Annotated in this window: 19 protein-coding genes and 1 tRNA gene; 11 read left to right on the top strand and 9 right to left on the bottom strand. The window is 60.6% G+C overall.

Annotated features, from left to right (window positions below; genetic code table 11):
• Positions 1–48 precede the first annotated feature (48 nt).
• The 5 genes from JST30_11530 to JST30_11510 form a co-directional block, all read right to left on the bottom strand.
• Positions 49–1086, bottom strand: coding sequence for a beta-lactamase family protein (locus tag JST30_11530; protein MBS1714954.1), 1038 nt, complete (start codon positions 1084–1086; stop codon positions 49–51).
• Complete coding sequence (locus JST30_11525) at positions 1083–3590, bottom strand: hypothetical protein (protein MBS1714953.1); 2508 nt, start codon at positions 3588–3590, stop codon at positions 1083–1085. The genes JST30_11530 and JST30_11525 overlap by 4 nt, the downstream gene beginning before the upstream one ends.
• Positions 3591–3598: 8 nt before the next feature.
• The gene (gene carB / locus JST30_11520) at positions 3599–5110 is read right to left on the bottom strand and encodes a carbamoyl-phosphate synthase large subunit (GenBank protein MBS1714952.1); all 1512 of its coding nucleotides are present in this window, start codon (positions 5108–5110) and stop codon (positions 3599–3601) included.
• 87 nt (positions 5111–5197) lie between these two features.
• A complete protein-coding gene (locus JST30_11515; protein ID MBS1714951.1) occupies positions 5198–6037 on the bottom strand; it encodes a prepilin-type N-terminal cleavage/methylation domain-containing protein in 840 nt (279 codons plus the stop codon).
• Between the two features lie 136 nt (positions 6038–6173).
• The gene (locus JST30_11510) at positions 6174–7007 is read right to left on the bottom strand and encodes a prepilin-type N-terminal cleavage/methylation domain-containing protein (protein MBS1714950.1); all 834 of its coding nucleotides are present in this window, start codon (positions 7005–7007) and stop codon (positions 6174–6176) included.
• A 176-nt stretch (positions 7008–7183) separates the two neighbouring features.
• Between JST30_11510 and JST30_11505 the strand changes: the two genes are divergently transcribed.
• From JST30_11505 to JST30_11470, 8 genes are all read left to right on the top strand, one after another.
• Positions 7184–8689 carry a sugar ABC transporter ATP-binding protein gene (locus JST30_11505; GenBank protein MBS1714949.1) on the top strand — a complete coding sequence of 502 codons (1506 nt, stop codon included), beginning with the start codon at positions 7184–7186 and terminating at the stop codon, positions 8687–8689.
• Entirely contained in the window at positions 8686–9657 is a 972-nt protein-coding gene (locus tag JST30_11500; GenBank protein ID MBS1714948.1) for an ABC transporter permease, read from the top strand. The genes JST30_11505 and JST30_11500 overlap by 4 nt, the downstream gene beginning before the upstream one ends.
• Positions 9654–10580, top strand: a complete 927-nt coding sequence (locus JST30_11495) for an ABC transporter permease (GenBank protein ID MBS1714947.1) — start codon at positions 9654–9656, stop codon at positions 10578–10580. The genes JST30_11500 and JST30_11495 overlap by 4 nt, the downstream gene beginning before the upstream one ends.
• Positions 10581–10590: 10 nt before the next feature.
• Positions 10591–11616 carry a substrate-binding domain-containing protein gene (locus JST30_11490; GenBank protein MBS1714946.1) on the top strand — a complete coding sequence of 342 codons (1026 nt, stop codon included), beginning with the start codon at positions 10591–10593 and terminating at the stop codon, positions 11614–11616.
• A gap of 66 nt (positions 11617–11682) precedes the next feature.
• On the top strand, positions 11683–12753 hold the full coding sequence (locus tag JST30_11485; protein ID MBS1714945.1) for a TlpA family protein disulfide reductase: 1071 nt from the start codon (positions 11683–11685) through the stop codon (positions 12751–12753).
• Between the two features lie 516 nt (positions 12754–13269).
• A tRNA-Asn gene (locus tag JST30_11480) sits at positions 13270–13345 on the top strand.
• 326 nt (positions 13346–13671) lie between these two features.
• Positions 13672–14538 (top strand): hypothetical protein, encoded by an 867-nt coding sequence (locus JST30_11475; protein ID MBS1714944.1) that lies wholly within the window; start codon positions 13672–13674, stop codon positions 14536–14538.
• Positions 14528–15079: a restriction endonuclease gene (locus JST30_11470; protein ID MBS1714943.1), complete on the top strand. Its 552-nt coding sequence runs from the start codon at positions 14528–14530 to the stop codon at positions 15077–15079. Before JST30_11475 ends, JST30_11470 begins: the two co-directional genes overlap by 11 nt.
• A 44-nt stretch (positions 15080–15123) precedes the next feature.
• Here JST30_11470 and JST30_11465 read toward each other — a convergent pair whose 3' ends face one another.
• Positions 15124–15846 (bottom strand): toll/interleukin-1 receptor domain-containing protein, encoded by a 723-nt coding sequence (locus tag JST30_11465; GenBank protein ID MBS1714942.1) that lies wholly within the window; start codon positions 15844–15846, stop codon positions 15124–15126.
• 14 nt (positions 15847–15860) lie between these two features.
• The gene (locus tag JST30_11460) at positions 15861–16415 is read right to left on the bottom strand and encodes a HEPN domain-containing protein (protein ID MBS1714941.1); all 555 of its coding nucleotides are present in this window, start codon (positions 16413–16415) and stop codon (positions 15861–15863) included.
• A gap of 1024 nt (positions 16416–17439) precedes the next feature.
• Between JST30_11460 and JST30_11455 the strand changes: the two genes are divergently transcribed.
• From JST30_11455 to JST30_11445, 3 genes are all read left to right on the top strand, one after another.
• Complete coding sequence (locus JST30_11455) at positions 17440–18324, top strand: hypothetical protein (protein ID MBS1714940.1); 885 nt, start codon at positions 17440–17442, stop codon at positions 18322–18324.
• Positions 18325–18446: 122 nt separating this feature from the next.
• Positions 18447–18752, top strand: a complete 306-nt coding sequence (locus JST30_11450) for a transposase (protein MBS1714939.1) — start codon at positions 18447–18449, stop codon at positions 18750–18752.
• Positions 18753–18954: 202 nt separating this feature from the next.
• Positions 18955–19821, top strand: coding sequence for a hypothetical protein (locus JST30_11445; GenBank protein MBS1714938.1), 867 nt, complete (start codon positions 18955–18957; stop codon positions 19819–19821).
• A gap of 1688 nt (positions 19822–21509) precedes the next feature.
• On the opposite strand, the gene JST30_11440 is transcribed toward JST30_11445, so the two are convergent.
• Together JST30_11440 and JST30_11435 are read right to left on the bottom strand one after the other, a co-directional pair.
• Positions 21510–22358, bottom strand: a complete 849-nt coding sequence (locus JST30_11440) for a hypothetical protein (GenBank protein MBS1714937.1) — start codon at positions 22356–22358, stop codon at positions 21510–21512.
• 18 nt (positions 22359–22376) lie between these two features.
• Positions 22377–25664, bottom strand: a complete 3288-nt coding sequence (locus tag JST30_11435; GenBank protein ID MBS1714936.1) for an RHS repeat protein — start codon at positions 25662–25664, stop codon at positions 22377–22379.
• Positions 25665–25866 lie beyond the last annotated feature (202 nt).

Raw genomic sequence — 25866 nt, 5'->3', positions numbered from 1 at the left:
ATTTTTGTGCACAAAGTTCCGGCCCAGGGACTTCTTCCTACAAAAACGTCATGACGTCTGGGCCGCGACGGCTTTCGCGGCTAAGTCACAGAACGTCGACCGGAACCTTCTCAGAGCCTCCCGGTCCGGAAGGGTCAGGACCGCGTTCGTCAATAGTGCCGCGCCGGACCTCGCGACGGGATCGATCCAGAGTGACGTCCCCGTGAAGCCCGTGTGACCGAACGTCTTCCACGACATCGTGCAACCCGCCGAAGTCCCATCGGCGGACTTGAAATCCCACCCTAACCCCCGCGGTCGGCTCTCATCGTCGCGTCGAGCCCAACCTTCGGAGCCGAGCGTCTGCAAGGGCGCACGACCTTGCAGAACGGTTTGTCCGAACCGGCCCACGTCTCGGGCGGAACCGAAGAGGCCCGCGTTGCCAGAGACTCCGCCGAGGACGAACGCCAAGGGGTCGTGGACGATCCCCTGGATCCAGGGACTCGGGAGCCCCCTCCAAGCTTCGGCCTTTGACGTCGGAGGAACGGATCCGTCAGGCGTCAACGTGCTCCTAAAGGCCGTCTCCTTCAATCCAAGGGGCCCGGCCACGCCGACCGCGAACGCAGTGTCGAGGCGTTCGGCGGACAACTTTTCGATGGCCCTCCCCAAAACGATGAAGCCGAGGCAGCTATAGTCCGTGACGTCCCCTGGTCGGTTCCGACACGGACTCGAGACGATTTGCGACCAAGCCTCTTCTGGCGACGTCACAGCGCCGGCCAGATCCAAGTAGGCAGGCAGCCCGGACCGGTGCTCCAGCAAATGGCGGAACGTGACCTCCCCGTGAGGGAACTCGCGAAGGACTGCGGACACAGACCCGTCGAGGTCCAGTCCTCCCCGTACTGACAAAGCGTGGGCCAGGCTCGTCGTGGCCAAGACCTTGGTCAGGCTGGCCAAGTCGAAGCAGGTGGAATCGAGGACGGGCCGTCCCCCCACGACGCCGGTCGCACCGGTCTCACAGACGGACCGGTCGAAGACCGCCCAAGACGCACAGGTGAACAGTCCGGTCCTTCGTGCGCTTTCGACGGCTTCCTGTAGGGGGCCACGGTTCACAAGGTCGTCACTCCGTGGATCCGGAATCCGGCCGTCTGGCTGAGGGGTTCGACGACCACTCTTCGGATCCGCTGGCCCGGTCCGTCCAGGTGGACCTCGATCGACGACAGGCCCTTGGCCGACCGATAGCGGAGCACGGTCCGTTCGTCCTCGGGCGCTCGGACGTCGGCACCATAGAGCACGTCGACGCTCGTCTTGGTCCCGTCCTCAGCTTCGACGCTGATCCGTGCGACCGGAGCCGCTTCGTCCTCCCATGCCACGCAATCGGCAGCGAAGCACACGTCGCGCACCTCCGTTCCGAGGGTGAACTCGATCGTCCCCGTCCCGGACGCCCCGTCCCGCGACAGGGGCGTCCAAAGCGTCCACGGACCGACGATAGAAAACCGGGTCTCGCCGATCTTGGCGCTGCCCTTTCGACCGGAACGGGGGTCTTCCCAAAGTTGTCCGGCTTCGTCCGCGACGCACCGACGGGGCCTCCAGAGGGAGTCGCAGAACACGTCCAAGGGATCGTAACCGAGCTTGTCCGGAGTTTCAGTCCGACCGCTCCAGGAGTAGTCCGCCGCCAGTACGTAGGCCGCGCCCTGTCGTGCTTCGCGGAGGGCGGCCCTTTCGTCCATCGCATATCCGGCCCAGGTGGTCTGAAGCGTCCCGGCGCCGGCCTTGATCGCCGCCAGAGTGTGGGCACGTACGTTCTTCGGTCGCCACCAACTTGCCGCGACCGGCTCGTACCCTTTCGACCTCCAGGTCGGAAGAGACGTGTAACGGGCCGGATCGTCGAACGACGCGTAGTGCCAGTCAGCCACCGTGCCCAGGCCCTTGGCGGCCACATGACGACGGGCCCCTTGCTCTCCGTCTTTTCCATGACACGCGTCCGGCGCCTGGCCGGGAGCGAGCAACATGTCGCCCCAGAACATCGTCCGGTGCGATTTCTTGCGCGCCCATTGGACGAGCTCCGGTACCTGGGCCTCCCAGAGGCGGGTCGCTAGGGTCGGATCGTCCGGCATGCCCCGGACATCGGTCTCGTCCAGTCCGAAGTGGACCGTCCGGGGTTTCAAGATGTCGACGGCCTCCTCCCAAACCGAAACGACAAGGTCTCGCGCCGGCTTCTTCCGAACATCGAGGACGTACGGGGTCTCGGGCCTGACAGCCAGGGCGCTCCGCTCTCCGGTCAGCAGCCAGTCCATATGCCCGAGGCTTTGAACGAGGGGTATGGGTTCGATACCTTGGGCGCGTAGAACCTCGAACAGCGATTTGACATCGGTCGGCGAGGCCCAGGTTGACGGCGTCGAGCGGCCGAGCACGGCCCACCGCGTCCGTTCGCATTCGACGACGGCGCGGTTGAAGGCCAGCGGGCCGAGGACGTTTTCGACCAAGTCGCGCTGGAACCCGTTCGGATCGGGTCCGGAAAAGAAGTGCACGCCACGCCAAGAGACCACCGGCCCATCGTCGACGACGCCGCAAGGAACGGCCAACCGGCCTTGGACGGGACGGACAAGTTTGGCCAACGTCTCTACGGCCCGGACCGTCGCCGCCGTGCCGTTGGCCGAGACCGCGACCCCGTCCGGTTTGACCGTAAGCCGATAGGATTCAGGCCCGCTGACCGCAGCATCCGGCGAGACGTTGACCGGACACGTCGTCACCGTCGCCGTCCGGAACTTGCGGGCCGTCCTGTCGGCCAGCATGGCGGACCACTCTCCGTTCCCGTCTCCGCCGAGGATCAATTGGCCAGAGGTCGGGGTCCAAGAGCGCGGACGGGGGACGATCACGGACGGTCGGTCCGAAGGTTCCTTCGCATGAGGCGTCTGGACCGGCTTCAACGCGACAGGCTCCGCACGACCGGGAACGTGCCATTGGGGCGAGACCGACCACTCCGCCTCGACGTCCAGGGTCTCGCCAGGATTGATGGTCGAGCCTGACTTGCCGAGCCAGAAGAGGCACGACTTTTCCGCCCATTCGACCGGAAGTTCCCGAACGTCGTAGAGATCGGCCGTGCTGCCTTGGAACGCCACAGCGACCGTTCCTATGGGGCTCGAGAAGCGAAAAGCGGTGTTGCCTGCGGACACCTTCCTGTCCTCCCACGACCCTTTCATCGGGGACGAGAGCGACGTGCCTTGACCTCCGTCGAACGATGCAGCCCCGTGAGAGACGGCCGGCCCCCACAGGAGCGCGTACGTGCTTTCGACACGGACGGTGCCTGCACCCCGCCATTGGAACTGGTACCGGGCTTTGACTCCGGTCGGAGTCGGCCGAAAGTCGTGGATGCCGAGCGCGTTTCCGCCGTTTCCGGTGTACGTGACGCGCACGGACCCGTCGGACGCCCTGGTCACGGCCTTGGGCGCCCACCGGGAACTGTAGAGCGTGGCGCCGGTCCGAGGATCCTTGTACTCGAACGCCGATCCACGGACGATCGGAACCGGCCCGACCCGGATCTGAAGGCCGCCGAACGGCTCGTACTCGAGGACGACGGGAACCTGCAGGGTCGCGGCCAGGGCGAAGGCGAGCATCGTCGGGCCTAGGAGCCAGCGTCGTCGCTGGCGTCACCGACGGTCGCATAGAAGTAGGGGGTGTGAGACTCGAACTCGCCTGCGCAGGTGTCCACCATTTTGTAGACGGTCTTCGTCACTGAGGGTGTCCCGGCATCGTCACGCACCATGGCCTGGATCTTTCTCAGGAACCACAGGTCGACGCGGCTCAGCGCCCGGACTTCTGTGACGGGCCAACCTCGTCTCAAGGCCTCAGCGAGAGCCCACAACCGTTCGTCGGTAGGTACGCGGAGCGCTTCTTTGAGGGCGTCGTCGTCCAGCGAGGACATCTTGGCCGAAAAGAGGTCTTTCGACTTGACTTCCAGGCCCCGGACGGCCTTAAGTAGCGCCGCCTCGAACGACCGGTCGATCGCCATGACTTCGCCCGTCGCCTTCATCTGGGTGCCCAACCTCCGGTCGCCCGAAGTGAACTTGTCGAAGGGCCATCGCGGGATTTTGACGACGCAGTAGTCCAGGGCCGGCTCGAAGCACGCCTTCGTCTTCTTCGTGACGGCGTTGTCGATCTCGTCAAGGGACTTTCCGACGGCGATCTTGGCCGCGACCCGCGCGATCGGATAGCCGGTCGCCTTGGAGGCCAGGGCGGACGACCGTGAAACACGGGGGTTGACTTCGATGACGTAGTAGTCGAAAGAATCCGGGTTGACCGCGAGCTGGACGTTGCACCCGCCTTCGATCCCTAGGGCCTGGATGATCTTGAGCGAAGCCGACCGGAGCATGTGGTACTCGATGTCGCTCAGGGTCTGGGACGGAGCGACGACGATCGAGTCCCCGGTGTGGACACCCATCGGGTCCAGGTTCTCCATGTTGCAGACGGTGATGCAGTTCCCCTTCGAGTCCCGCATGACCTCGTATTCGACCTCCTTCCAACCGAGGAGCGAGCGTTCGACCATGATCTGCGACCTCATCGACAAGGCTAAGCCCTTTCGGCCCGTCTCCCACAGCTCCTCACGGTCGTTCGCGACGCCTCCCCCCGTCCCGCCCAACGTATACGCCGGGCGGACGATGCAGGGGTAGGGGACGATCTCCAACAGGGCTTCAAGTTCCGCTTCGGATTCGACGATCCAGCTCTCGGGAACGGGCTCTTTGATCTCTCGCATCAACGAACGGAAGAGCTCTCGGTCCTCGGCCTTACGGATCGCATCGAGCTGCGTGCCGAGGAGCCGGACACCGTACTTTTCGAGGATCCCGAGCTCGGCCAGTTGGGACGCCAGATTGAGCCCCGTCTGCCCGCCCAACGTCGGCAAGAGCCCTTCGGGACGTTCTCGGGCGATGACGCGTTCGCAGAACTCGGGGGTCAGCGGTTCGATGTAGACGGCTTCCGCCGTTTCCTCGTCGGTCATGATCGTCGCCGGATTGGAATTGACGAGGACGACGGTGTGCCCTTCTTCGCGGAGGGACTTGCACGCCTGGGTGCCTGCATAGTCGAATTCGGCCGCCTGGCCGATGACGATGGGTCCGCTACCGATGACGAGGATCTTCATGCAGGTGCGGCGTCCATTTTGGCACCCGGAACGCGACAAGACCCCGGTGGGCCTGCCACCGGGGTCTCGCTACGGTCGATGAAGAGGTCAGCTCTTCTTGTTGACGGCGCGGAAGACTTCGAACTCGTCCGCGACGGCCCTGTCCCACGTCAGCAGTCCTACGTGACCGTCCGCGAAGGCGTAGACGCCTTTGCTCTTGGCGTATCCCGGGTTCGATTTGAACTGGTCCCACTGCGCGGTGCACGAGGCGGGCACGAGGTCGGCGACGATCGTCGCGTAGTCTTTCGGACGGCCAGGAAGCATCCACGACCAGCAGTTCCAGACGGCGGCGTAGTAGATGCTGCCGACATAGTTGTACGGATCGCTCGGGCTCCAGGCCTCGACGAGCATGGCGGTCTCGGCCGGCTTTTCGTAGGAGGTCAACGACCGGCCCGGTTGGTCCCAATAACCGGACGGGAAGCCGACGCCCATGCCCGTATCGGGGTCGTAACCGTTCTTGGTCTTGGTCATGATGTTGCCGACGAAGGCGTAGCTGCGCTTGAGCTGCTTCTTCATCAGGTCGCCGTCGTTATAGGCCCAGGTGTAGTTGCCCACGACCGGGTCGTTCCGCTTAGCGTCGTCGACCGAGCTCGCCCAGATCTTTTCCGACTTCACATAGCTCATCAGGATCTGGTCGGCGTAGATGATGTCCTGTCCGCCACCGTTGACCATCGGCCCGTGGGTGTAGACCGGGGGGCATAGGTCGTCGTTGTCGTTCGAGTACATCGTGGCGGCCAAGACGATCTGCTTGGCGTTGCTCGAAGATTGGGTTTGGTACGCCGCTCTTTTGGCAGCATTAAAAACCGGGAACAAGATGGCCGCTAGGATCGCGATGATGGCGATCACGACCAGCAGTTCGATGAGAGTAAAGCCCTTTCGCACACTCATAGAATCCTCCGCGTCAAGGGCGTCTTTCCACAGCGGCAGCGCGCCGTGAACGTCAAATTTACGAGGCCGGCATTATTGATTCTCGACCCTAAGACAAATCGAAAACAGGCTGCGGCCGAGGGTCGGCGGCGTACGTTCAGCGGCTACGGCCGACCGCACGAAGGAGCTCGAAATCGTTCATCGCGACTTTCTGCCACGTCAGCATCGCCAGGTGCGAATCGGCGAACGTGTACAGCCCCTTTCCGCCGAAGTAACCGGGATTCGAACGCGAGTCTTCGTACTCTTGATGGCACGAAGGGTGGATCATCGACTTCCAGCCGGAATCGTTGTCTTTGGGGCGGCCCGGGAACATCCAGGTGAGACACGACCAAACGGCGTTGTAGTAGATGCTGCCGACGGTGCTGTACTCGTAGTCGCCGCGCCAGCCTTCGACCATGAAGACCGTTTGGGCCGGGATCTCGTAGGAGGACTGTGCCCGTCCCGGCATGTCCCAGTACCCCGTCGGGAACCCGACGCCCATTCCGGTGTCGACGTCGTACCCGTTCGCGCGTTTCGTGATGACGTTGCCGATGAACTGGTAGCTGCGCTTGATGGAGCGCTTCATGTAGTCGCCGTCGTTGTAGAAGCTCGGGTCGGCCGTCGCCCGGTACGTAGAATCGACCGGGCTTCCCCAGAGACGTTCGGTCTGGATGTACGGCATCACGACCTGGTCGGTTCCGATGATCTCCTGTGTCCCGCCGTTCACCGGCGCCCCGTGGGTGTAAACGGGAGGCATGACCTGGTCGCAGTCGTTCGAGTAGAGGATGGCGGCGGTCGAAATCTGGCTGAGGTTTTTCCCCGAGAGCGTCTTGAACGCGGCGAGGCGCGCGCTTTGAATTACGGGCATGAACATCGCGGCCAAGATCGCGATGATCGCGATGACCGTCAGAAGTTCCACCAGTGTAAAGCCTCTTTGCTTCAAACGCGACATTCTTGTCCGATCCCCGACGATGAAGCGTCCGGGCCCTACCGACATTATAGGTAGGAACCCTCACCCGGACAAGTGCACCGTTCCAAACCAGGACGGTTTTTGTCCTCGATTCGACTCAGCCGCACTGTTCCCGTCCAGAAGATCGGGCCACGAAGCGGGCGGAAGGGTTATCATCCGTGCGGATGGCCGGGACGCCGCTCCTTGACGTGAACGACGTCGCCAAGTCGTACGACGGGGCAGCGGCCCTCAGCGGCGTCACCCTCCACGTCGGGTCCGCCGAAGTCCGTGGTTTGGTCGGCGAGAACGGAGCCGGAAAGTCGACCCTGATCAAAGTCCTGACCGGATCCGTCCGACCCGACCGAGGAACGGCCTTGTTCGATGGAAGGCCGATCCCGTTCGGTGACCCGCTCGGTTGCGCCAGGGCCGGTATCGGTGTCATCCATCAAGAACCCACCCTGTTCCCGGACCTCTCCATCGAAGACAACCTTGCTCTGGGTCGGGAAAAGACCTGGGCCAGGGGACTCGTGCTCGACCGAAGGTCTTCGCGCGCCGAAGCGGCCCGACTCATGGACGCCCTCGGGCAAGACCTTCCGTTCGGCGTCCCGGTGGGTCGGTTTTCGATCGCTCACCGGCAGATGGTCGCGGTCGCTCGGGCCCTTGCGGCGGAATGCAGGCTCCTGATCATGGACGAGCCCACAGCATCGCTCTCTCCTCGTGAAGCGAAGACGCTGCACGAGACCGTGAGACGGTTGAACGGCCAAGGCGTCTCCGTCCTCTTCGTCAGCCACCGCCTCGAGGAAGTCCTGCAGTTGTGCCATTCGGTCACGGTGTTGCGCGACGGAGCGATCGTCGAGACCCGCCCAGCGACGGACTTCGACCATGGGAGCCTGATACGGTCCATGATCGGTCGCGACGTCCCGCCACACGAACCCCGCCCGTCCGCACGCGGCCCGGTGGCCCTTCGAGCGCGGAGCCTCGGTCGGAAGGGAGCGATCGACGACGTCAGCTTCGACGTCCACGCCGGCGAGGTGCTCGGGATAGGGGGCCTGGTCGGATCCGGCCGGACCGAGACGGTCCGGATCTTGGCCGGACTCGATCGCGCCGATCGGGGCCATGTCGAAGCGAACGGTTCCCGGTTAAAACCGGGCGACCTTGGTGCGGCTTTGAAGGCGGGGATCGCGCTCGTCCCGGAGGATCGGCGGTCCGAAGGCCTTGTCCTTCCTCTCAGTGTCCGGACGAACCTTGTCCTGGCCGTTCGCGACCGTCTTGCTCGGGCCGGGCTGATCGCTCGAAAGGCGGAGGAAGCCGTCGTCACCGAGCAGACAGCGGAACTCCGCATCAAAACGGCTGGACCCGGACTGCCCGTGGCCGCGCTCTCGGGCGGAAACCAACAAAAGGTCGTCGTCGGTAAGTGGTTGTCCACCCGACCGAAGGTGGTCATCCTCGACGAGCCGACGCGCGGCGTCGACATCGGAGCGAAGTCCGAAATCCACCGGATCGTCCGTGGACTTGCCGATTCGGGCCAGGCGGTGATCGTGGTGTCGTCCGACCTCCCCGAACTCTTGTCGATCAGCGACCGGATCCTCGTGATGGCCCAAGGCAAGATCGCCGGCGAAGTCTCGGCGGCCGATGCCACAGAGGAACGGGTCATGGCCCTCTCGTTTTCCGGGGGCGCACCGTGAAGTCCCTTCTCGCGCGACGCGAGACCGGAATCCTCGGACTCGTCCTGGTCGCGATGATCGTCGTCCAAGCGGTCAACCCGTTGTTCCTCTCAGCGGTCAACGTCCGCGACCTGCTCGTTCAGAACGCACCTTTCGCCATCGTCGCGTGCGGCATGACGCTGGTCGTCGTCGTCGGTGAGATCGACGTTTCCGTCGGAGCGATGGCGGGCCTTCTCGCGTCGGTACTTGGGACCTTGAGTTCTCCGACTCTCGGAGGTTGGAGCCCACCGGCGGCGATCGCCGTGACTCTCGGTCTGGGAGGCGTTCTCGGACTTGCAAACGGCCTCCTCGTCAGCCTGGTCCGGCTCCCGTCGATCATCGTGACTTTGGCCGCCCTGTCGCTCTATCGCGGCTGTACGGAGGTCATGTTGGGAGGCAAGTGGATCACGGACCTGCCTCCCGGGCTCCGGACGATCGGGACCGGGGCGCTCGCCGGCGTCCCTGTCCCCGTGATCGCGGCTACGGCGGTAGTGGCCCTTGCCGCGACCGCGGCTGTTTGGACGCCGTTCGGTCGACGGGCGTACGCCGTAGGAAGCGACCCGCATGCGGCGGACGTGACGGGCCTGCGGAAAGGCCGGATCAAGCTCGTCTCCTTCGTCCTGCTCGGAGTGTTGACGGCCCTCGCGACGGTGGTCTCGGTCCCCCGGCTTTCCGTGATCGAGTCTGGATTCGGAACCGGCTGGGAGTTGTTCGTCATCACGTGCGTCGTGGTCGGCGGTGTTTCGATCACGGGAGGACGGGGCAGCGTCATCGGCGCCTTGTTCGGCGTTTTCCTCCTCGGCACGGTGCGTACGGAACTCGTTTACCTTCGCCTGGGCGATCAAGCCACCTATTGGGAGCGGGCGGTCCAAGGCCTGTTCATCCTTGGGGCCGTCGTCGCCGACCGGATCGTCGAATCCCGGTCCGAAAGGGAGGCGTTGGCCACATGAGTCGGTTCCGATCGGGCCATGAAGCGCTTCTGGCCGTCCTCTTGCTGGCTCTTCTTATCGGCGCCAGGGTCGCGGACCCCTCGTTCGTCACATGGAGGACGCAGGCCGAGCTCTCCGGGCTTGTCTGGGAGACGGCCCTGATCGCAATCCCGATGACGCTGGTCATGCTGACGGGCGGGATCGACCTCTCCGTGGGCGCGGCGATGTCTTTGGCATCGGTCGGATTCGGTCTGACGTTCGAGCGGACGGGATCCCCTTGGGCGGGCCTGGCCGTCGGGGTCGTGACCGGCGCGCTCTGTGGATGGGCCAACGGGCTCTTCGTCGCCAAAGCAAAGATCGCTCCCCTGATCGTGACCCTGGCGACGATGTCCGCCTTCTATGGCCTTGCGGAGGGCCTCAGCCACGCCCGACCGATCTCCGGATTCCCAGGCTCCTACGCGTCAGCAATGGGTGGGGCCCTCCCTTCCCTGCTCTTCCTTGCGGCTCTGGTCGCCGCCGCCGCAGTGCTCGCTCTGACCCCCGGCGGGCAAGTCCTGTTCGCGATCGGTCACAACGAAACGGCCACCCGGATGTCTGGAGTCAAAGTCGACCGAGTGAAGACTTGCGCCTATGTCCTCACGGGTCTGGCGGCCGGAACAGCGGCCGTCCTCTACGCGGCTCGACGGAACACGGTCAAGGCCGACATCGGCCAAGGAATGGAACTCGACGTGATCACCGCCGTCGTCTTGGGCGGGACGAGCGTTTTCGGGGGCCGTGGAAGCGTGGTCGGTACGACCCTTGGGGTGTTGCTCGTCCATGAAACGCGACAGTTCGTCAGTTGGCATTGGGAACGTGACGAACTCAATCTGATCGTCATCGCGGCCCTCCTGGTCGTCGCGACGGCCGCTGCTTCACTCCGAAACCGCAACCGGTCCATCGGATAGAATCGCGCCGATGCGACGCAGTTTCGTCCTCGCCCTTTTCGCGACCCTTGCCCTGGCCGGTTGTTCAGGCGGAGGCGAAGGCACCGCTCGCGACGGTGGGGGCGGAGGCTCAATGGCAGGCGGCAAGACGGTCCAGGTCTATCTCTTGCCGAAACAGAAAGGTGTGCCCTACTTTACGTCGTGCTCGGAAGGGGCGGAAGAGGCGGCGAAGGAACTCGGCGGTGTCGAAGTCCACTATGACGGCCCCACCGACGGCTCCCCCGAAAAGGCCGCGGCCATGATCCAGAAGTGGGCCCTCAAAGGTGCGGACGTCATCGCCGTTTCGGTGAACGATCCGGCCGTGCTCGGCCCTGCCCTTAAAGAGGCGCGGGACAAAGGCGTCAAAGTCATCACGTGGGACGCCGATGCCGACGCGTCGAGCCGGGACTACTTCGTCAACCAGGCCACGGCCGAACAGATCGGTTTCGGGCTCGTGGATACGATGGCCAAGGACATCGGCGAGGCGGGTGGCGACGTCGCGATCGTCACGGCCCGGCTGACGGCGGCCAATCAGAACGAGTGGATGAAGCACATGAAAGTGCGGCTCGAGAAGTACCCCAACCTCAAGCTCGTGGCGACCAAGGCCTCGAACGAAGACCAGAAGTTGGCCTTCGAAGTCACGACCGACCTCATGAAGGCCTATCCCAATCTGAAGGGCGTCTTCGCGATCAGTTCTGTCGCCTTTCCCGGAGCGGCTGAAGCGGTCAAGCAGGCCGGAAAAGCCGGCCAAGTCATGGTCACGGGCCTCTCGACGCCGAACGACATGCGGGCCTTCGTCAAGGACGGGACGGTCAAGTCCGTCTTGCTTTGGAACACGAAGGACCTCGGGTTCTTGACGGTGGAGGTGGCCAAAGCACTCGCCACGGGAGAGCTGAAGCCGGGCGCGACCGAATTCGATTCGAAACGGCTCGGCAAGCGGGCGGTCAAGGGCGACAACGTCCTCCTCGGCGACCCGATGGTCTTCACCAAAGAGAACATCGACCGGTTCCAATTCTAAAGCATCCTGCCCGATCGTGCGCTTTTCGGGAACGAAGGCACCTTAGCGGCGTGTAAAGTGAACGTCATGCGACGTTTTAGCCGTCTTCTTCCGCTCGCGCTCGTGGCGTGCGCCTTGCCGAGCCTGTCCTCGGCCGACCTCGGCCCCGGAATGCCGGCACCGAAACTCGACGTCAAGACTTGGTACAAGGGCAAACCCGTCAAGGAGTTCGAGCCCGGGAAGACCTATGTCGTGGAGTTTTGGGCGACCTGGTGCGGTCCCTGCCGCGAGTCCATCCCCCATCTCAGTGAGATGGCGAAGAAGAACAAGGATGTCACGTTCATCGGCGTCAGCATCTGGGAAGACGACGTCGACGGCAACATTGCGAAGTTCGTGGCCGACATGGGTCCCAAAATGGACTACAACGTCGGTTACTCGGGCAACAAGGAAGGCATGTCCCAGTCGTGGATGTCTGCTGCAGGTCAGAACGGGATCCCCAGCGCCTTCATCGTCAAGGACGGGAAGGTCATGTGGATCGGCCATCCGATGAGCATGGACAAGCCGCTCGAAGAGGTGAAAGCGGGCACGTTCGACGTGGACGCGTTCAAAGCCAAGTTCGAGAAATCGGCCGCCGCCAACCGGAAAATGATGGCGGTCCAGCAGGAGATCGGCGCGATCACGAAGTTGTTCGACGACGGCAAGCGGGAAGACGCTAAGACCAAGCTCGACGACCTCGTGGCCAAGAACCCGGACCAGGCGAACACCGCCAAGATGATCCGCTTCGGCTGGCTCGCCAAAGAGGACGCCGGCGCATGGAAGAAGTCGGCGCAGGAACTGGCCGACAAGAAGGACGAAGAGTCGATCATGGCGCTCTGCAGTTTCGCCATCCGCCAAGTGAAGGGCACGTCCGCCGAAGTCGACCAGGGCCGGTACGCCCTCGATCTGGCCGTGAAGGCGGGCGACGAGAAGAACATGATGGTCTACCAGTACGCGGCCTACTTCCACACCCAGCTCAAGGACTACAAGTCAGCGCTGGAAGCCGTGACCAAAGTGCAGTCACTGATCCCGACCAGCGAACTCAAGGACAACGAGCAGTTCAAGGCCGCGATCGAAAAGCAGAAGAAGGATCTCGAAGCGAAGGCCAAAGGCTCGGGCTAGCCCTCGTTCCCTTTCGGAAGGCTCCGACGGCTTCGCAGGATCCGGTGATCCCTGACCGATCGGCCGAGACAGCCGGACCGTGGACTCCTCGTCCCGGCCCGGCTCGAATTTGTCCGCCCAGGCTGGCCGTCGACCAAGGATGGCGGCCGCTCGTCCACCACGCCGCGATAGATCCGTCGAGAAGCCGTTTTCGTTGGACGATCGACGGCCGGCTTGGGACTCGGTACAAGCCCTCCGACGGGGCGGCTTCTCCTCGCCTCCCGAGTCTCGTTGTGGGCTTCCCACTCTGACGCGGAGGACAATCGACGGGCCGCCTTTCTTGTGGCGGGTGATGCGACCCCACCATGGAACCGAAGGCCGTTCGGCCCTTCCGCTCCTCCCTCGCGGCCAGGCTCACTTTTGGGCCTGCGGACGGTTCTGCCCCCCTCTTCAAATTTCTGCCACGGCACCGTACAGGCCCTAATCTGCGCCACCCGTCCGACCGATGATCTCTGGTACAATTCCCGTCCGGAACACTGCCGCATAGCTCAGTCGGTAGAGCAGCTGACTGTTAATCAGCGGGTCGTAGGTTCGAGTCCTACTGCGGCAGCCACTTCTTAGGTTCAAAATCAGTCAAATCGCCCTCCGACACCGGAGGGCGCTTGTCGTTTTGCAGTTTATTCGCAGTTTACGCGCACTTTTCCTGGTGGACCCGCGAGCTACGGCAGTGTCAGCGGGCAGCTATCTCCTGTAGGAGTTCGATTTGCGGCCGAAATCGTGCAGAACCCGCGTTATCTCGCGTCGGGGCGCGTCAGCCGTAGCCTGCACCGCCGAAGCTCCCAGAGGAGGATGGTGGTGCAACCCAAGTAAGGAACCGGGCGGTGCCACCACTCATGGTTTCCCGACGGTAGACTTCTCGCTGATCGACAGGCTCTAGCAGTGAATCACGAAAAAAACTATAGGTGCTTCGTCTCCGCCCCATACAACGTTGACACGGCAGTCCTTCGTTCGGAACTTGCAAGGCAAAACGTAGAATGGGTGGACGTCACAAAAGTCCACAGCCACTCGACGGTGGTCGCCGCGATTAGAGCGGGAATACGGAAATGTGACTTCCTTTGCATCGTGTTTCCCCCTGTTTATGAGGGCCGGTGGACCATGCTCGAAGCTGGCATCGCCATCGGATCTGGAAAGCCGCTGTTGATAATCGTCGACCCGAAGACGCAAATACCAATAGAATTCTCTTCCTATCATGTCGTGCTTGCGGCAGCGAACGACGCTGAAGCAATTAGGTTCAATCTGGAAGCTTTTCTCGCCTCGCTGCACAGACGAAGAAGTGAAAGCACGAGCGCCCGCCGTGTCAGGGCCAGCGTGACCCAGCGGCCCCACAAGCAATGGCACTCTGCTGCGGAGTCGGAGATCGCCAGAATGTTCGAGGAGGCCGGATACTTGATCCGTGAATCTAAGCCTTCCACCGGGCCACCCCAAGTGGACTTTGCGGTATGGATAGACGAACTCAGCTCCGTGTTTTCAAGCCCGTTGCTCGCCGTGGAAGTAAAAGGGGGGCCCATCAAGTCAGATGCGGTTGCGCAAGTCAGCCGCTTCCTTGAACAGTCCGGTGCCGGCATTGGACTAATTGTCACGGTGGCGACAGCCGAGCCCGGGCCGCCATTGATCAAGTGGAGAAGACTCGCTGGGCCTCCATTTGTATTCGAGGTCTCGCTGGAAACTCTGAAACACTCACTTGCTGATGGAGAGTTCGTAACAGAGCTAGTCCGGTCGCGAAATGCCGCGGTGCATGGTGGCTAAGACAGCGAAGAAGTCTGCCTTCCGACTGCAGTTGGAAGCGGATCTTCGCGCCTGTGATACGTCGGCCACTGTGCAGCAAAAAGGCAAGGCTCTCGAATCGCTCGTTGAGAACATCTTCCGCGTAATACCGGGCATTGACCTTGTCTTGCGCAATCGGTTGAACACTTTCCAAACAGAAGAGATCGACTTGGCCGTGTACAACTCTGCTGTTAGCGGAAGCCTTTCGGCATTTCCGGACATCATCCTGGTCGAGTGCAAGAATTGGAGCAGTCCTATTGGATCCCATGAAGTAGCATACTTTTCCACTAGGCTGAGACACCGTGGCTGCACACTTGGAATTCTGCTGGCTATGAACGGCATCACTGGCGACTCCGCCGGTCTGACGCAGGCCCGCTTTGAGACTGCCACTGCATTGATCGACAAAATCAGAATCATTGTCGTGACCAGGCCCGATCTTGACGCTCTCAATTCTGTTCCGGACTTTGTGAATCTGTTAAAGCTGAAATGTCTGACCCTTGTCGTGTCGGGGACCACCATCTAGCGACGACGGGTCGCCATTTGCCCCAGTCACTCGTCGGGACAGAGCTAGAGGGCGACCAGCTCGGCGATCTTGGCCGCGACGTCTGCCATCGTCTCTTCGGCAGTATCCAAGCCGGTTCGGGACGCCAGCAAGGGGCTCACTTCGCGGAGAGCATCATACGTCGTTTCGTGCACGATTGGAACGAGTCTATTGCCCGCCAAGAGCGCCGAAAGTTCTTTGTCGACGATGGTCTCTTTCAGGAGGCGACTCAGCAGCGCGGGGGTAACGAGTACGATCCCAATTCGCGAGTTCGCCAAGCCCTTGTCGATGGCGCGAAGCAACGGTACGCCGAGACCAACGTCCTTCTCGCTGAACCAGACCCGGACACCAAGCGACTCGAGCAGATCGTGTAGCTCCTTTGCAGCCGCCTTCCGGTCGTCCCACGCGTGGCAGAGGAAAACGTCCCGAAGATCAGGTTGCTTCGCTAGGTTCTCTACACTGTTGCGGATCGGCGTGAGCGCTTGCACCTCGCCAGGCGTGTACAACTGAGAGGAACCGGCTCGCGACCATCGTGGTCTTGTGCTACGGCTGGATCCGCCGCCGCTGCTACGGCCCGCTCCGCTACTCACCGACGATGAGGAGGATGGGTACGAGCTCGATCCGTAGCTGCTACCGCTACCGTAGCCGCCAAAACCGCCGTAGCGTCCATAGCGGCTGCCGCATACTGGGCAGTTCGCTGCGCCGCTCGCTGTTCGGTGACCCTGTCTGGGTGCTGTGCATCGAGCCATATGGTTGATCGTACCTACTGAGCAGCCTTTCGGATCTTGTTCCAGATCGACTCGTAGAGCTTGTCCATGTTGTTGAAGCCGACTGTCCCGTGTGTGTACCCCTTCTTCTCTGACCCCCCGACGCGATATCGACCGAGCTCATTCATCCGGTTGAGTACTTTCAGCTTGCTCTCCTCACCGGCTTCTAGGACTATCCCGGCTGCCTTTGCCAACTCCACGAGATCGTGCGATCTTAGCGGCTCCTTTCCCTGCTTTACCGCGATCCCTTTCAAGGCGTTCTCCATGCTCAGCTGGTAGAGCATCTGACTTACCGCGTGCAGATTCGTGTCCTTTTGCGCTCCCGGAAGATCGCGACTCACATCGGTGCCTGCGGCGGCAGCAGTAGAGAGGTGGATGACATGCCTAACAGCGGCCTTGTATGCCTCATCGAGAATATCTCCGGCGCGGCGGAGCACGTCGCTCTTGCCGAACCATGCATTTGCATCCTTGAGCAGTTCCTCGGACGCTGTCGCTAGTGCCTCGAGCATCTGTTCCTCCGTCGGTTGTCGAGCGGCCTCGGGGTCTTCCATGTCCGCATTATGAACGCTTGAAGCCACGAACTGGGAAGCCAGAGATGTCGCGGCCCGGAGAGCTCTTGCTGCATTTAGGATCGCCGACGGTTCGAACCGGAATCTTGCGGTTCAAGACTGGAAGCTACGGTGCTCGGTCCGGCATGAAGCACGTTGCGTGGTATCCCTCGTCGAGGCTCCAGCAACACTCAACCACCCCACGTGCTCAGCCAGCCCGATACGGAGATGAACACCGATTGGTCGGCAAGTGCTTCGTATTCACTCTAGCCGAATCGATCTGGTTGATGCATCACCTGTCCTGCCATCCTAGCTATTAGTAACCGTGGCCGCAAACGCCCGTCTTCGTCTAGTTGATGAACGGAAACCGCTGGCACTCGAACCTGCCAGTATCAGGCGAAGATCCTTGTTGTCAACGACCAAATGCGGTCGACTAAAGTCGTGGCAGTTCGGGCACCAGACGCCCGGTAGAGGGGAATTTCTCGGAAAAGGAGTCACGGGACGATCTACGACGCCTCTATGATGTACTCGGCTCTCAATGGGCGAGCGCGTGACTGGCCGTCTCCATGTCGGCCATTGCCAGAACTCGAGTCTTCAAGAGGTTTGATTCGATTTCCCTCAAGCGTTGTTCGCAAAGTGATGCCAAGAGCTCGAACCTAGCTGCACTTTCATATTTTTGCCGATCGGTTAGCCACATCCATACGCATGTTTCGGCAGCGATGGGCTCATCGTCGATGTCAGTCAGCCAATTGATTGTCATTTTGCCTTATAAGATTTGACAAACCGTCAATCGTGGCCTACCATCATGATGATCCACGACTAGTGGGTCGATTAGCCAGACTAGGCATTCTCCAAGTAGCTAGTTCTGGCCTACGTCCGTCCGGGCCCACACAGGGCCCGGCTTTCATATAGCCACTATAGCGGCAACTAGCGGATCGGACTAGCAATACCCAGGACCTGCAGCTTCTAGCCGAGTATTATCTCCGTCGGACGGATACTATCCGACCTGCTCGTCACGGAGGACGCAATGGCAAAGCAACGGCACGACGCTTCGCTCGAGGCAAGCGAACCACTGACGGCATTACTGGCGTTTCAAGATAAACGCGGCCACCCGCTGTTCGGATCGCTGAAAGATCTAGCCGACGACATCTTCCGCCAAGGCGGCGTGCGTCACGCTAGCAGGGAGAGCCTACTAGCTTCGCTCAGCCCTGTCTTCAGGATGAAGCGCCCTTGCAGCGCAGAACTCCAGAGCCATATCCGGTCGGCCTTCGAAAGGCGCCTAGCGGAACATTCCAAGTCGGATCGCAATCACGTGCTTGGTAGGCTTCAAGTGGCGTTCGGGATAGAAGCTGCTGGCTCCGAAATCCGGTGCGACCGGTCGGACTTCACTATGCTCGTCCGGATGGCGAGAGAGTGCGTTTCGCTCTCCGCAGTCGTCGTTCCAGAGGTGATGAACGACGCTTGCGGACACCACGTCTTGCATGAAATCGTGGCAAGGCTCTTAACCCCTCAAGATAGTGAGCGTCCTATTGCCACGTTTAACTTTTTGTGCGCATCGGAATCACAAGCCATAGATTTTTGGAGGACACTCTTGCTCGAGGCGTCGAAAGGAAAGAACGATGCGGAGCTTCAGTTCGGAGTCCAGCGCTTACATAACTTAGAGAACAGTGGAGTAATCAAAGTCTCCAGCGTTTCTCCAGACATCTGTCTTTTCTCCGCGATCTTCATGGATCTGGAAGACGCGAATGACTCTGTGGGTTTCTACTTCGACGTTTATGCTCCGAGTGTGGTCTCGATCAGTAGAATGTCAAAAGAGTCGGTCGCACGATGGATGCGCTCAGTATATCTTCCACTTCGCATGGGTAGTCTTGGTGCGCAGATTTCTCTTTCGCAAGCGCAACGATCATTGTAGAATCTGAGCGCTACTGGCTCCTAGTGACCTGCCCCCCGGAATGAGGTGGTCTGCCCCCCGGAAATGAAGACGCCACAAGAGTAGTCCGTCCCGTCCCTTGAAGATGGCGGGGAGGACTCGCGATGAAGAAGAGCAAGTACACGGAAGAGCAGACCGTCAGGATCCTTCAAGAGGCGGCCGAGGGCCGCAAGACCCAGGCGGAGCTGTGCCGGGAGCACGGCGTGAGCCCGAACACCTTCTACGTCTGGAGGCGCAAGTACTCGGGGCTCGAGACGCAGGACGTCAGGCGCCTGCGCGAACTGGAGGCCGAGAGCGAGGCCCTGAAGCGGCTGCCGGCCGAGCGGGACCTGGAGGTCGACGCCGTCAGGAGGCTGTTCAGAGAAAACGGGTGGGTGCTCCCCAGCGGGCTGCGGGAGCGAGGCTTTTGAGGGAGCTCGGGGTCACTGCAAGGCGTGCTGATTCCTCCTGAGAGGCGATCGCGAAGATACCGGTCTTCCGCCTCATGCGCTTCGATCCGTAGCACCAGAGCGGCCATTACTTCTTCCGGTGGCAAGTCGCCAATCTGTCTTTTACCTCCCGCTGCTTCAGACGCCGAACTGAATGCTGTGATACAATGAGCGGAGCATCCCGATGGCAATGAAGGCCCGATACACGGTGGTGGAGGGGGAGGTGGTCTCCGAGGTGCGCTTGGGCATCCGGAAGGACTACGTTCCCGACCCCTTGGGCTCGACCGTGGCTCTGCTGGACAACTCCCAGTCCGTGACCGACTCCTGGGAGTACTGGCCGTACGGAGAGGTCCGGACCGGGTCGAGCGCGACGCCGTTCCAATTCGTCGGCACTTTGGGCTATTACAAGGACTCGAGCCGACGGACGTACGTCAGGGCGAGGCACTACCGTCAGAGCGTGGGCAAGTGGCTGACGGTCGATCTGTTGTGGCCAGTCGAAAGGCCATATTCTTACTCCGGATCATCTCCTTCGACCAGCACTGACCCAACAGGCACTTGCGCCTTGCCATTTGCCACGATCAATTGCACAAAAGCAATGCGATATCAAATTTGCGATAGTTTCAAAACTGCCTTGTGCCCTCGCGTATCTCTGCTAGAGAAGTGCCTGGGCAAGGTCGTGTGCGCAGAACCGTACAAGCTTGGCGCATATGATCAAATTGCTGCCCTCTGCTCCAACAGTTCGTCGACCGTGGTTACACTTCACTGCCAAAACTGGGGGGATCCACGATGCAACGGTGGGTGCGCCTACATTAAAGATCGCACCACAGTTGTCATTTGTGACGATGCTTGGACTTCCAAATGCCCCTCGTTGCACTGCATCATCCTTCATGAGTTGATACACTTATTTGGCTATCGACATGGAAAACCTGAACCATATCCCACTCCCTATGATTGTGTAGGTGATATTCCAAGCTGCAGGGATAACCGGCACAGAGGGACAAGTGATGAGGCCGCATCACGGTTAGATTTGGAACATAATGGTACGAACTGATCGAATGCAGGGCTCGTACGGGGGACAGCAACAGAGGTTTGCTTGGATAGTCTTCATCTTCGTTGAAATCGTCTTTAGTTCGCTTGCCGTATACTTCTTAACCTTCGATAGGTGGGGCTTGTGGGTCTGGTTGATGGGTACGCCATCAGGCGCCAGTCCGACAGAGTGGCACAGCGAGTGGCTTGCTGACCGGCATTCCGTTCCTTTCTGGGAATCTGCTGCATACGACATTTGGTTGGGACTGCTGTTTTGCGTAATGGTGCTGGGCTGCACGCGGGCCCGACACCTCGCTTCGCTGGACAAACGTACGCAGCTGACTCGCTTGATTGTGTTGCCAGTTTTATGGATCGTGCTCATGTCAGTCCTCTTCAATGTAGGCGACACAAATGACGCCACCCATGCTGGCTTGGCGGTCTTACTCTTAGGGGCCCTCTGGTTGTTTCCAGAAGTTGATTTGCACAAAGGTCGCGCGCTATCCACTGTTGCCACCGAGCTGCCTGGATCCGAGGAGCGCGGCTAAATTACCACTGGGTGGACGATCGTACTTCGAGGCAAGTGCCTTCTGGAGCTGAAAGGGCGGTCTCTTCGGCGAAGACGACCTTCGTCAGGGACGGCAGCGACTACTTGTGCGAGTACTGGCGTAGAATGTGTGCACGTCCATGCCGATGAAGGCCCGGTACACGGTCGTCGTCTCCGACCTCCTTGGGATTGTCCAAGCCGCTCAATACCGGCGGGTGGCCTGACCAAGGGGTGATCTCCCTCCGGGGTGGACGGGGTGAACGGAGTGCCTCGTGCCCGTTGCACCCCGGTTCCGCAGGATCTTGACCTCGGTTCGACCGGGGCGCGAGGCAGAGGACACCCGGCAGCCTCCAGGCTCGGGCACGGTGACGAAACCCCTGCCGACAGCGTCCGAAGGACACGCCTCACGGCCCCATTCTACAGTGAGGATCCATAATGCGATCTTCTCGGGCTACGCGAGCGAGAGGTCACTCTTGATCGGGCCACCCGTCGCGACCGTCGGTAAGTGCCGTTTTGGCCCCGGTCTGCAACGGAAATCCACCGCCCGCCTGCTGACCATGGCTCGTTGCCAGACCGGGCCACCCACCCACATACCTGAAGGATCTTGAAATCGTTCAGGATTATTGCGACCATATTCATAGGCAAATAAGTCTGGGCTTGCCCAGACCTGTCATTCCGCAAAAAAACCAAACAACTGATCCTCTACTTCTTGCTTAGGAGTTCAATTAGCATTCTCGCTTCGCCCTTACCTGGTTGAGCTTTCACAAATTCCTTCAACCAATGGTCAAACTGCTGCTTTGTCAACGAATCTAGCGCTTTACTAGCCCAATGAATCGAATGCAGAACGTATGGCTCCCGAAGTTTTCTTAGCCCTTTATCTGACAATGCCATCAGAGATCGAATCTTTTTATCAGCTAGTTCAAGATCGCTAGATGGGGACTGCGACGGCTGGAGGAATAGGAGCGCAATCTTACCTTTATCACCTGCGTCAAATAGCCGGCTAGGAATGCCAACATGCCACGTCCAGACAGATTTAGAAGTCGGGGCATTATCGAGGCTTTTCCATTGTCGAACTAATCTCTCCACTAGTTTGGACTGCTCCGAACTCTGTGCTAGTCCGTCATTCCGCAGTCCAATAACGAGGCATATCGAAGCGAAAGTTCGAAGCACTAGCTTACGTGAATTGTAATACCGCATTTTCCCGAAGTGTTTAGGCAATGTTTCTTTAGGAGTGTCTTTAACTCCATGATCATCTTTGACTCTGTTGTAATGCAGCCGCCAGACTCCATGTTATTGATTTCCCCCCCTCCATGAAGACACATGCTTCCTGGGTGGAATTTACGAGTAGGATTCTCCCTTCTCATTCTCGCTTCGTCCTTTGGACATGGGACGAGGGGCATGATGCAGTTGCCTTCTCCCCATGCTCGCGAGGGACGACCAAGCTGCAATCGATTAACCCAGTTGGATTGGTTGAAGCACCAGCAGCCCTTAGGAATGGGATCTCCGTGTCCTCCAGAGCCCGCTGGCCAGCACTTGATTATGATTACCTTATTTCTAACCTGTTTGGTAAGACAGAGCATGCAAGACTTGGCGCCAAGGCCTAGGGGAATACAAAAGAAAGACAATTCGCATTTCCCTCGTGGCTCTAATCCCGAGGGATCAATGTCGTTTAAAGGGTTGCCCACGTCGTACCCAGTATATCCAGCTCTTGGCCACAGTGGATCTATTGTCTGCCATCTCGCCTGGCTTTGCCGATAATGCCGAGCCCTGACGTACGTCCGGCGGCTCGTGTCCTTGTAGTAGCCGAGGGTGCCCACGTACTGGAACGGTGTCGCGCTGGAGCCGGACCTGAGTTCGCCGTACGGCCAGTACTCCCAAGAATCGGTCACCGATTGCGCGTTGTCGAGCAGGGCCACGGTCGATCCAAGCGGGTCGGGGACGTAGTCCTTCCGCACCCCGCCCCTCACCTCGGAGACGACCTCGCCGTCCGCCACCGTGTACCGGGCCTTCATCGCCATGGCCTTGCCTCCATTCTATCAATACTCACCGAGATAGTCGGTCCCGTCCCAGACGAACGTCGTTTTGACTGGCGAGACCGCTGCAGGAACCGCCGTCTGTCGGAGCCCGTCCGCATTGTAAGCGTAGGTCGACAGGCTCGGCGATGCGCTTAAGGAGTTTTCCACGAGCAACCTGTCTTCATCGTCGTAAACGAACGAATACGCGTTGAACGGGGCGTTTTCGTGCACCAGATTGCCGTTGTCGTCGTATGCGTACGTGGTCTTGGTCGTTCCCTGCAGCATCGTCACGAGGCGGTTGGCCGCATCGAGCGTGAAACTCATCGGGTTCGTACCTTGATGGTGCTTGACTTTGATGTTGCCCCGAGTGTCGTAAGCGAAGGTCGCCCAAGCGCCGTTCGTTTGCTGGCCAGTGAGGCGGTAACCGTCGTCGTAGGACCACGATGTGACGACCGAGTCCTTGTCCCGCCTGGTGCGGTTGCCGACGTTGTCGTACGAGTCCACCATCGTCATGATCGGTGTCCCGCCAGCGTCGAGCTCCACTTGGGTCGTCAACCGGCCGGACTTGTCGTACTGGTACTGTCGCCTGGATCCGTTGGGAAGTTTCATGCCGATCCGGCTGCCCGCGTCGTCGTACGCGATCGTCGTCGTACCGGCACCTGGGTCTGTGAGGCTGACAAGACGGTCGTTCGCGTCGTACGCGTAGGCGAACGACCCGCCGTCCGGATCGATGAGCGTCGTCCGGTTTCCGACGGCGTCGAACATCCGCTGGATCCTGTTCCCCACTTGCGTCTCGTCGGTCAGTTCTCCGCGCTTGGAGAAGACGTATGTCGTCACGCCGACCCAATCCTGAAGCGTTGTCCGCCTGCCAAGCACATCGTAGGCCATCGTAGCGACGTCTCCGCTCTGGTACTGAAGGCTAACGACGCGGTCAAGGGCGTCGTACGTGATGGTCTTGATCCTCGACCGGGCGTTGATGACGGTCACGGGGCGGCCCTTCTTATCGTATGAGGTCGTCGTCGCCTTCCCGATCTCGTTCTGAATGGAGCGGCGCCATCCCTCGACCGTGTACGAGGTCACGATCGTCCCGCCGGCAGGATCGATGATCGTCGTTTGCTGACCGGCAAGGTCGTATTGGTAGCCCGTCGTGTTCCCATTGGCGTCGGTCACGGACACCAAACGGTTAGAAGTGCCCGAAAACGTATTCGTGGTGACCTTCTGGTTCGCGTCAATCACTGTCACCACGTTCCCCGCTTTGTCGAAGGAATACGTGGTGCGGCCACCCATGGGGTCGACAGACGCTTTGACCCTTCCTGCGGCATCGAACACGGTCGATGACACGTTACCGAGCGGATCCGTCACCTGGACCTGTCTTCCGAGGTCGTCATAGCCGAACGTGGTCTTCTTGCCGAGCGCGTCTGTGACGGTCGTGACGTTGTTGCGGCCGTCGAACTGCGTGTAGACCGAATGGCCTCGGGCATCGGTGACGGTCGTCTGACGGCCTGCAAGGTCGTACGCGTACGTGGTCGTGAACTCTAGTTGATCGGTCAGCGTCGTGAGCCGCTTCGCGATGTCATATTCGTACGTCGTGACGTTGAGGAGCGCGTCGGTAACGCTGACAACGTACCCCATAGGGTCGAAACCGAAACTGGTAACGTTTCCAAGCGCGTCTTTGACCGTCGTCTTGTTGGAGTACCTCCCGAACGTATACGATGTCCTGTTCCCCAATGGGTCGACTTCGGCGGTCATCAGGCACTGGTCGAAGACGTACGTCCAGACCGGTGTCGCCGCGCCGGGTGACCCCGCTCCGTCGTAGGGCCCGGTGCGCCCGACCAAGTTATCGGCTGCGTCGTAGGCGAAGGTGGTCACACGGTTCAGTTGGTCAGCCTGCATAGTCAGGCGGCCGAGCGTGTCGTAGGAATTCGTCACCACCCCACCGTCGCGGTACGTGACGCTCGCAAGGTTGCCGAACGCGTCGTAGGCGAAGGTCGTCACCAGTCCTCTGGGATCCTTCGTCGTTTGAAGGAGCCCCTCTGCCGTATAGCTGTTCGTCGTCCTGTTGTCTAAGGGATCGACGGAGGCGAAAAGGCGTCGCGCGCTAGCGGAAGTGACACCGTCCGTGTAGACGAACGTCCAAACGTTGCCGAGTGCGTCCGTCACCTTTGTGAGGTTGAGCCACTGGTCGTACTCGAACGTCTTGACCTTTCCCAGTGCGTCCGTTTCTGTCTGTACGAGACCGAAGCGGTCGTAGGTCCAGCTCGTCGCAACGCCTAACTGCTTCCTCGAGGAAGCGAGATAACCGTTGGCGTCGTACGTCAATGACTCGACGACCCCGTCCGGAGTCTCCACCACCGAGACCTGACCCGTCGTCGGACCGTAGTTGTAGGTCGTCAAGCCTCCCGTCGGGCTGGTGACTACGGTCCGGCTGTTCGGCCGGTCGTAGGCATAGTTCCAAACTGCGCCAGCTCCGAGGTACATGCCCACGACCTGGAGGTCGGAGTCGTAGGCGTACGACGTCAAGAAGCCTCGCGGGTCCGTGACGCTGTACAGGACGGTCGCAAAGGACGCATGACCGGTCGAGACGTTCGTGTACGCGTACCCCGTCTCACATCCGGTCGGAACCGTCAGCGAAACGAGGTTCCGGTTCGCGTCGTACGTGAACGACCAAGTCCGGCCGGCCCAGTCCGTCGCGCTCTGCAGGAGCGACGTCGGGGAACTGGAGACGTACGCGAACGTAAGCAACCGACCGCCCGGAACCTCGATCGATTCCAGGTTTCCGTTGGCGTCGTAGCTGTACGAATGCTTGTTCCCAACAGGGTCGATCGCGCTTTCGACGCTGTACTTCGTCGGATCGGATCCTGCCACGGCGTACAACATCCGCATGCCGTTGGAGTAGTACTCCGTGTACTTGTCCGCGGCCGTGTCGTACGAAAGGCTCGTCCTGCACTGTTCGTTCAAGCCCAGGAACGTAGTCGTGTTCCCGCTCGTGCCGATGATCGAATAGACGTACGACGCGAGGTCTCCGCGGGTCAGGACGGCGCCTTTCGGATAGCTTACGATCTGCTGAAACGCGTTCGACCACCGGCCCCTACCGCACACGTCGTCCTTATCGTTTTGGGAGCTGTAGTAAAAGCTGATATCGATGTCGAACCCGAGCGCCTTCAAGCGGATCTCAGGATCGATGACAAGGTTTCCGGTGACCGGGTCGGGCGAGGGACGGTGCGGGTGCTGTCGTTGGGCCACCAAAGGATCGCCGTAATCGGGCAGTCCCTCGGGCGTGCGGCTTCTTGGTATCGACTTTTCGTGCATCTTCAAAAAATCTGGCCTACACAGGCGGTACGACCGGGCAGGAGGACGGGGTCGCGGGCACCGCGAGCGGAGAGACGTTCGGACAGGACTGTGACGGGAGCCTGGTCAATCCGGCTGAAACGCAATAACTACCACCCACGTTGCACCTGCACGGTCCGGATCCGTTTCCTCCGCCGGAGCCAAAGCCTCCGCCGCTACCCCC

Source organism: Armatimonadota bacterium, from assembly GCA_018268395.1.
Lineage (GTDB): Bacteria > Armatimonadota > Fimbriimonadia > Fimbriimonadales > Fimbriimonadaceae > JAEURO01.
Note: the sequence above shows the minus strand (reverse complement) of the source record. Positions and strands in the feature narration are given on the sequence as shown.

Coding starts and splice junctions, on each gene's coding strand:
- JST30_11525 (MBS1714953.1), bottom strand. CDS start 3,590: ATGCTCGCCTTCGCCCTGGCCGCGACCCTGCAGGTTCCCGTCGTCCTC.
- carB (MBS1714952.1), bottom strand. CDS start 5,110: ATGAAGATCCTCGTCATCGGTAGCGGACCCATCGTCATCGGCCAGGCG.
- JST30_11515 (MBS1714951.1), bottom strand. CDS start 6,037: ATGAGTGTGCGAAAGGGCTTTACTCTCATCGAACTGCTGGTCGTGATC.
- JST30_11510 (MBS1714950.1), bottom strand. CDS start 7,007: ATGTCGCGTTTGAAGCAAAGAGGCTTTACACTGGTGGAACTTCTGACG.
- JST30_11495 (MBS1714947.1), top strand. CDS start 9,654: ATGAGTCGGTTCCGATCGGGCCATGAAGCGCTTCTGGCCGTCCTCTTG.
- JST30_11490 (MBS1714946.1), top strand. CDS start 10,591: ATGCGACGCAGTTTCGTCCTCGCCCTTTTCGCGACCCTTGCCCTGGCC.
- JST30_11485 (MBS1714945.1), top strand. CDS start 11,683: ATGCGACGTTTTAGCCGTCTTCTTCCGCTCGCGCTCGTGGCGTGCGCC.
- JST30_11470 (MBS1714943.1), top strand. CDS start 14,528: ATGGTGGCTAAGACAGCGAAGAAGTCTGCCTTCCGACTGCAGTTGGAA.
- JST30_11465 (MBS1714942.1), bottom strand. CDS start 15,846: ATGGCTCGATGCACAGCACCCAGACAGGGTCACCGAACAGCGAGCGGC.
- JST30_11460 (MBS1714941.1), bottom strand. CDS start 16,415: ATGGAAGACCCCGAGGCCGCTCGACAACCGACGGAGGAACAGATGCTC.
- JST30_11455 (MBS1714940.1), top strand. CDS start 17,440: ATGGCAAAGCAACGGCACGACGCTTCGCTCGAGGCAAGCGAACCACTG.
- JST30_11450 (MBS1714939.1), top strand. CDS start 18,447: ATGAAGAAGAGCAAGTACACGGAAGAGCAGACCGTCAGGATCCTTCAA.
- JST30_11445 (MBS1714938.1), top strand. CDS start 18,955: ATGGCAATGAAGGCCCGATACACGGTGGTGGAGGGGGAGGTGGTCTCC.
- JST30_11440 (MBS1714937.1), bottom strand. CDS start 22,358: ATGGCGATGAAGGCCCGGTACACGGTGGCGGACGGCGAGGTCGTCTCC.
- JST30_11435 (MBS1714936.1), bottom strand. CDS start 25,664: ATGCACGAAAAGTCGATACCAAGAAGCCGCACGCCCGAGGGACTGCCC.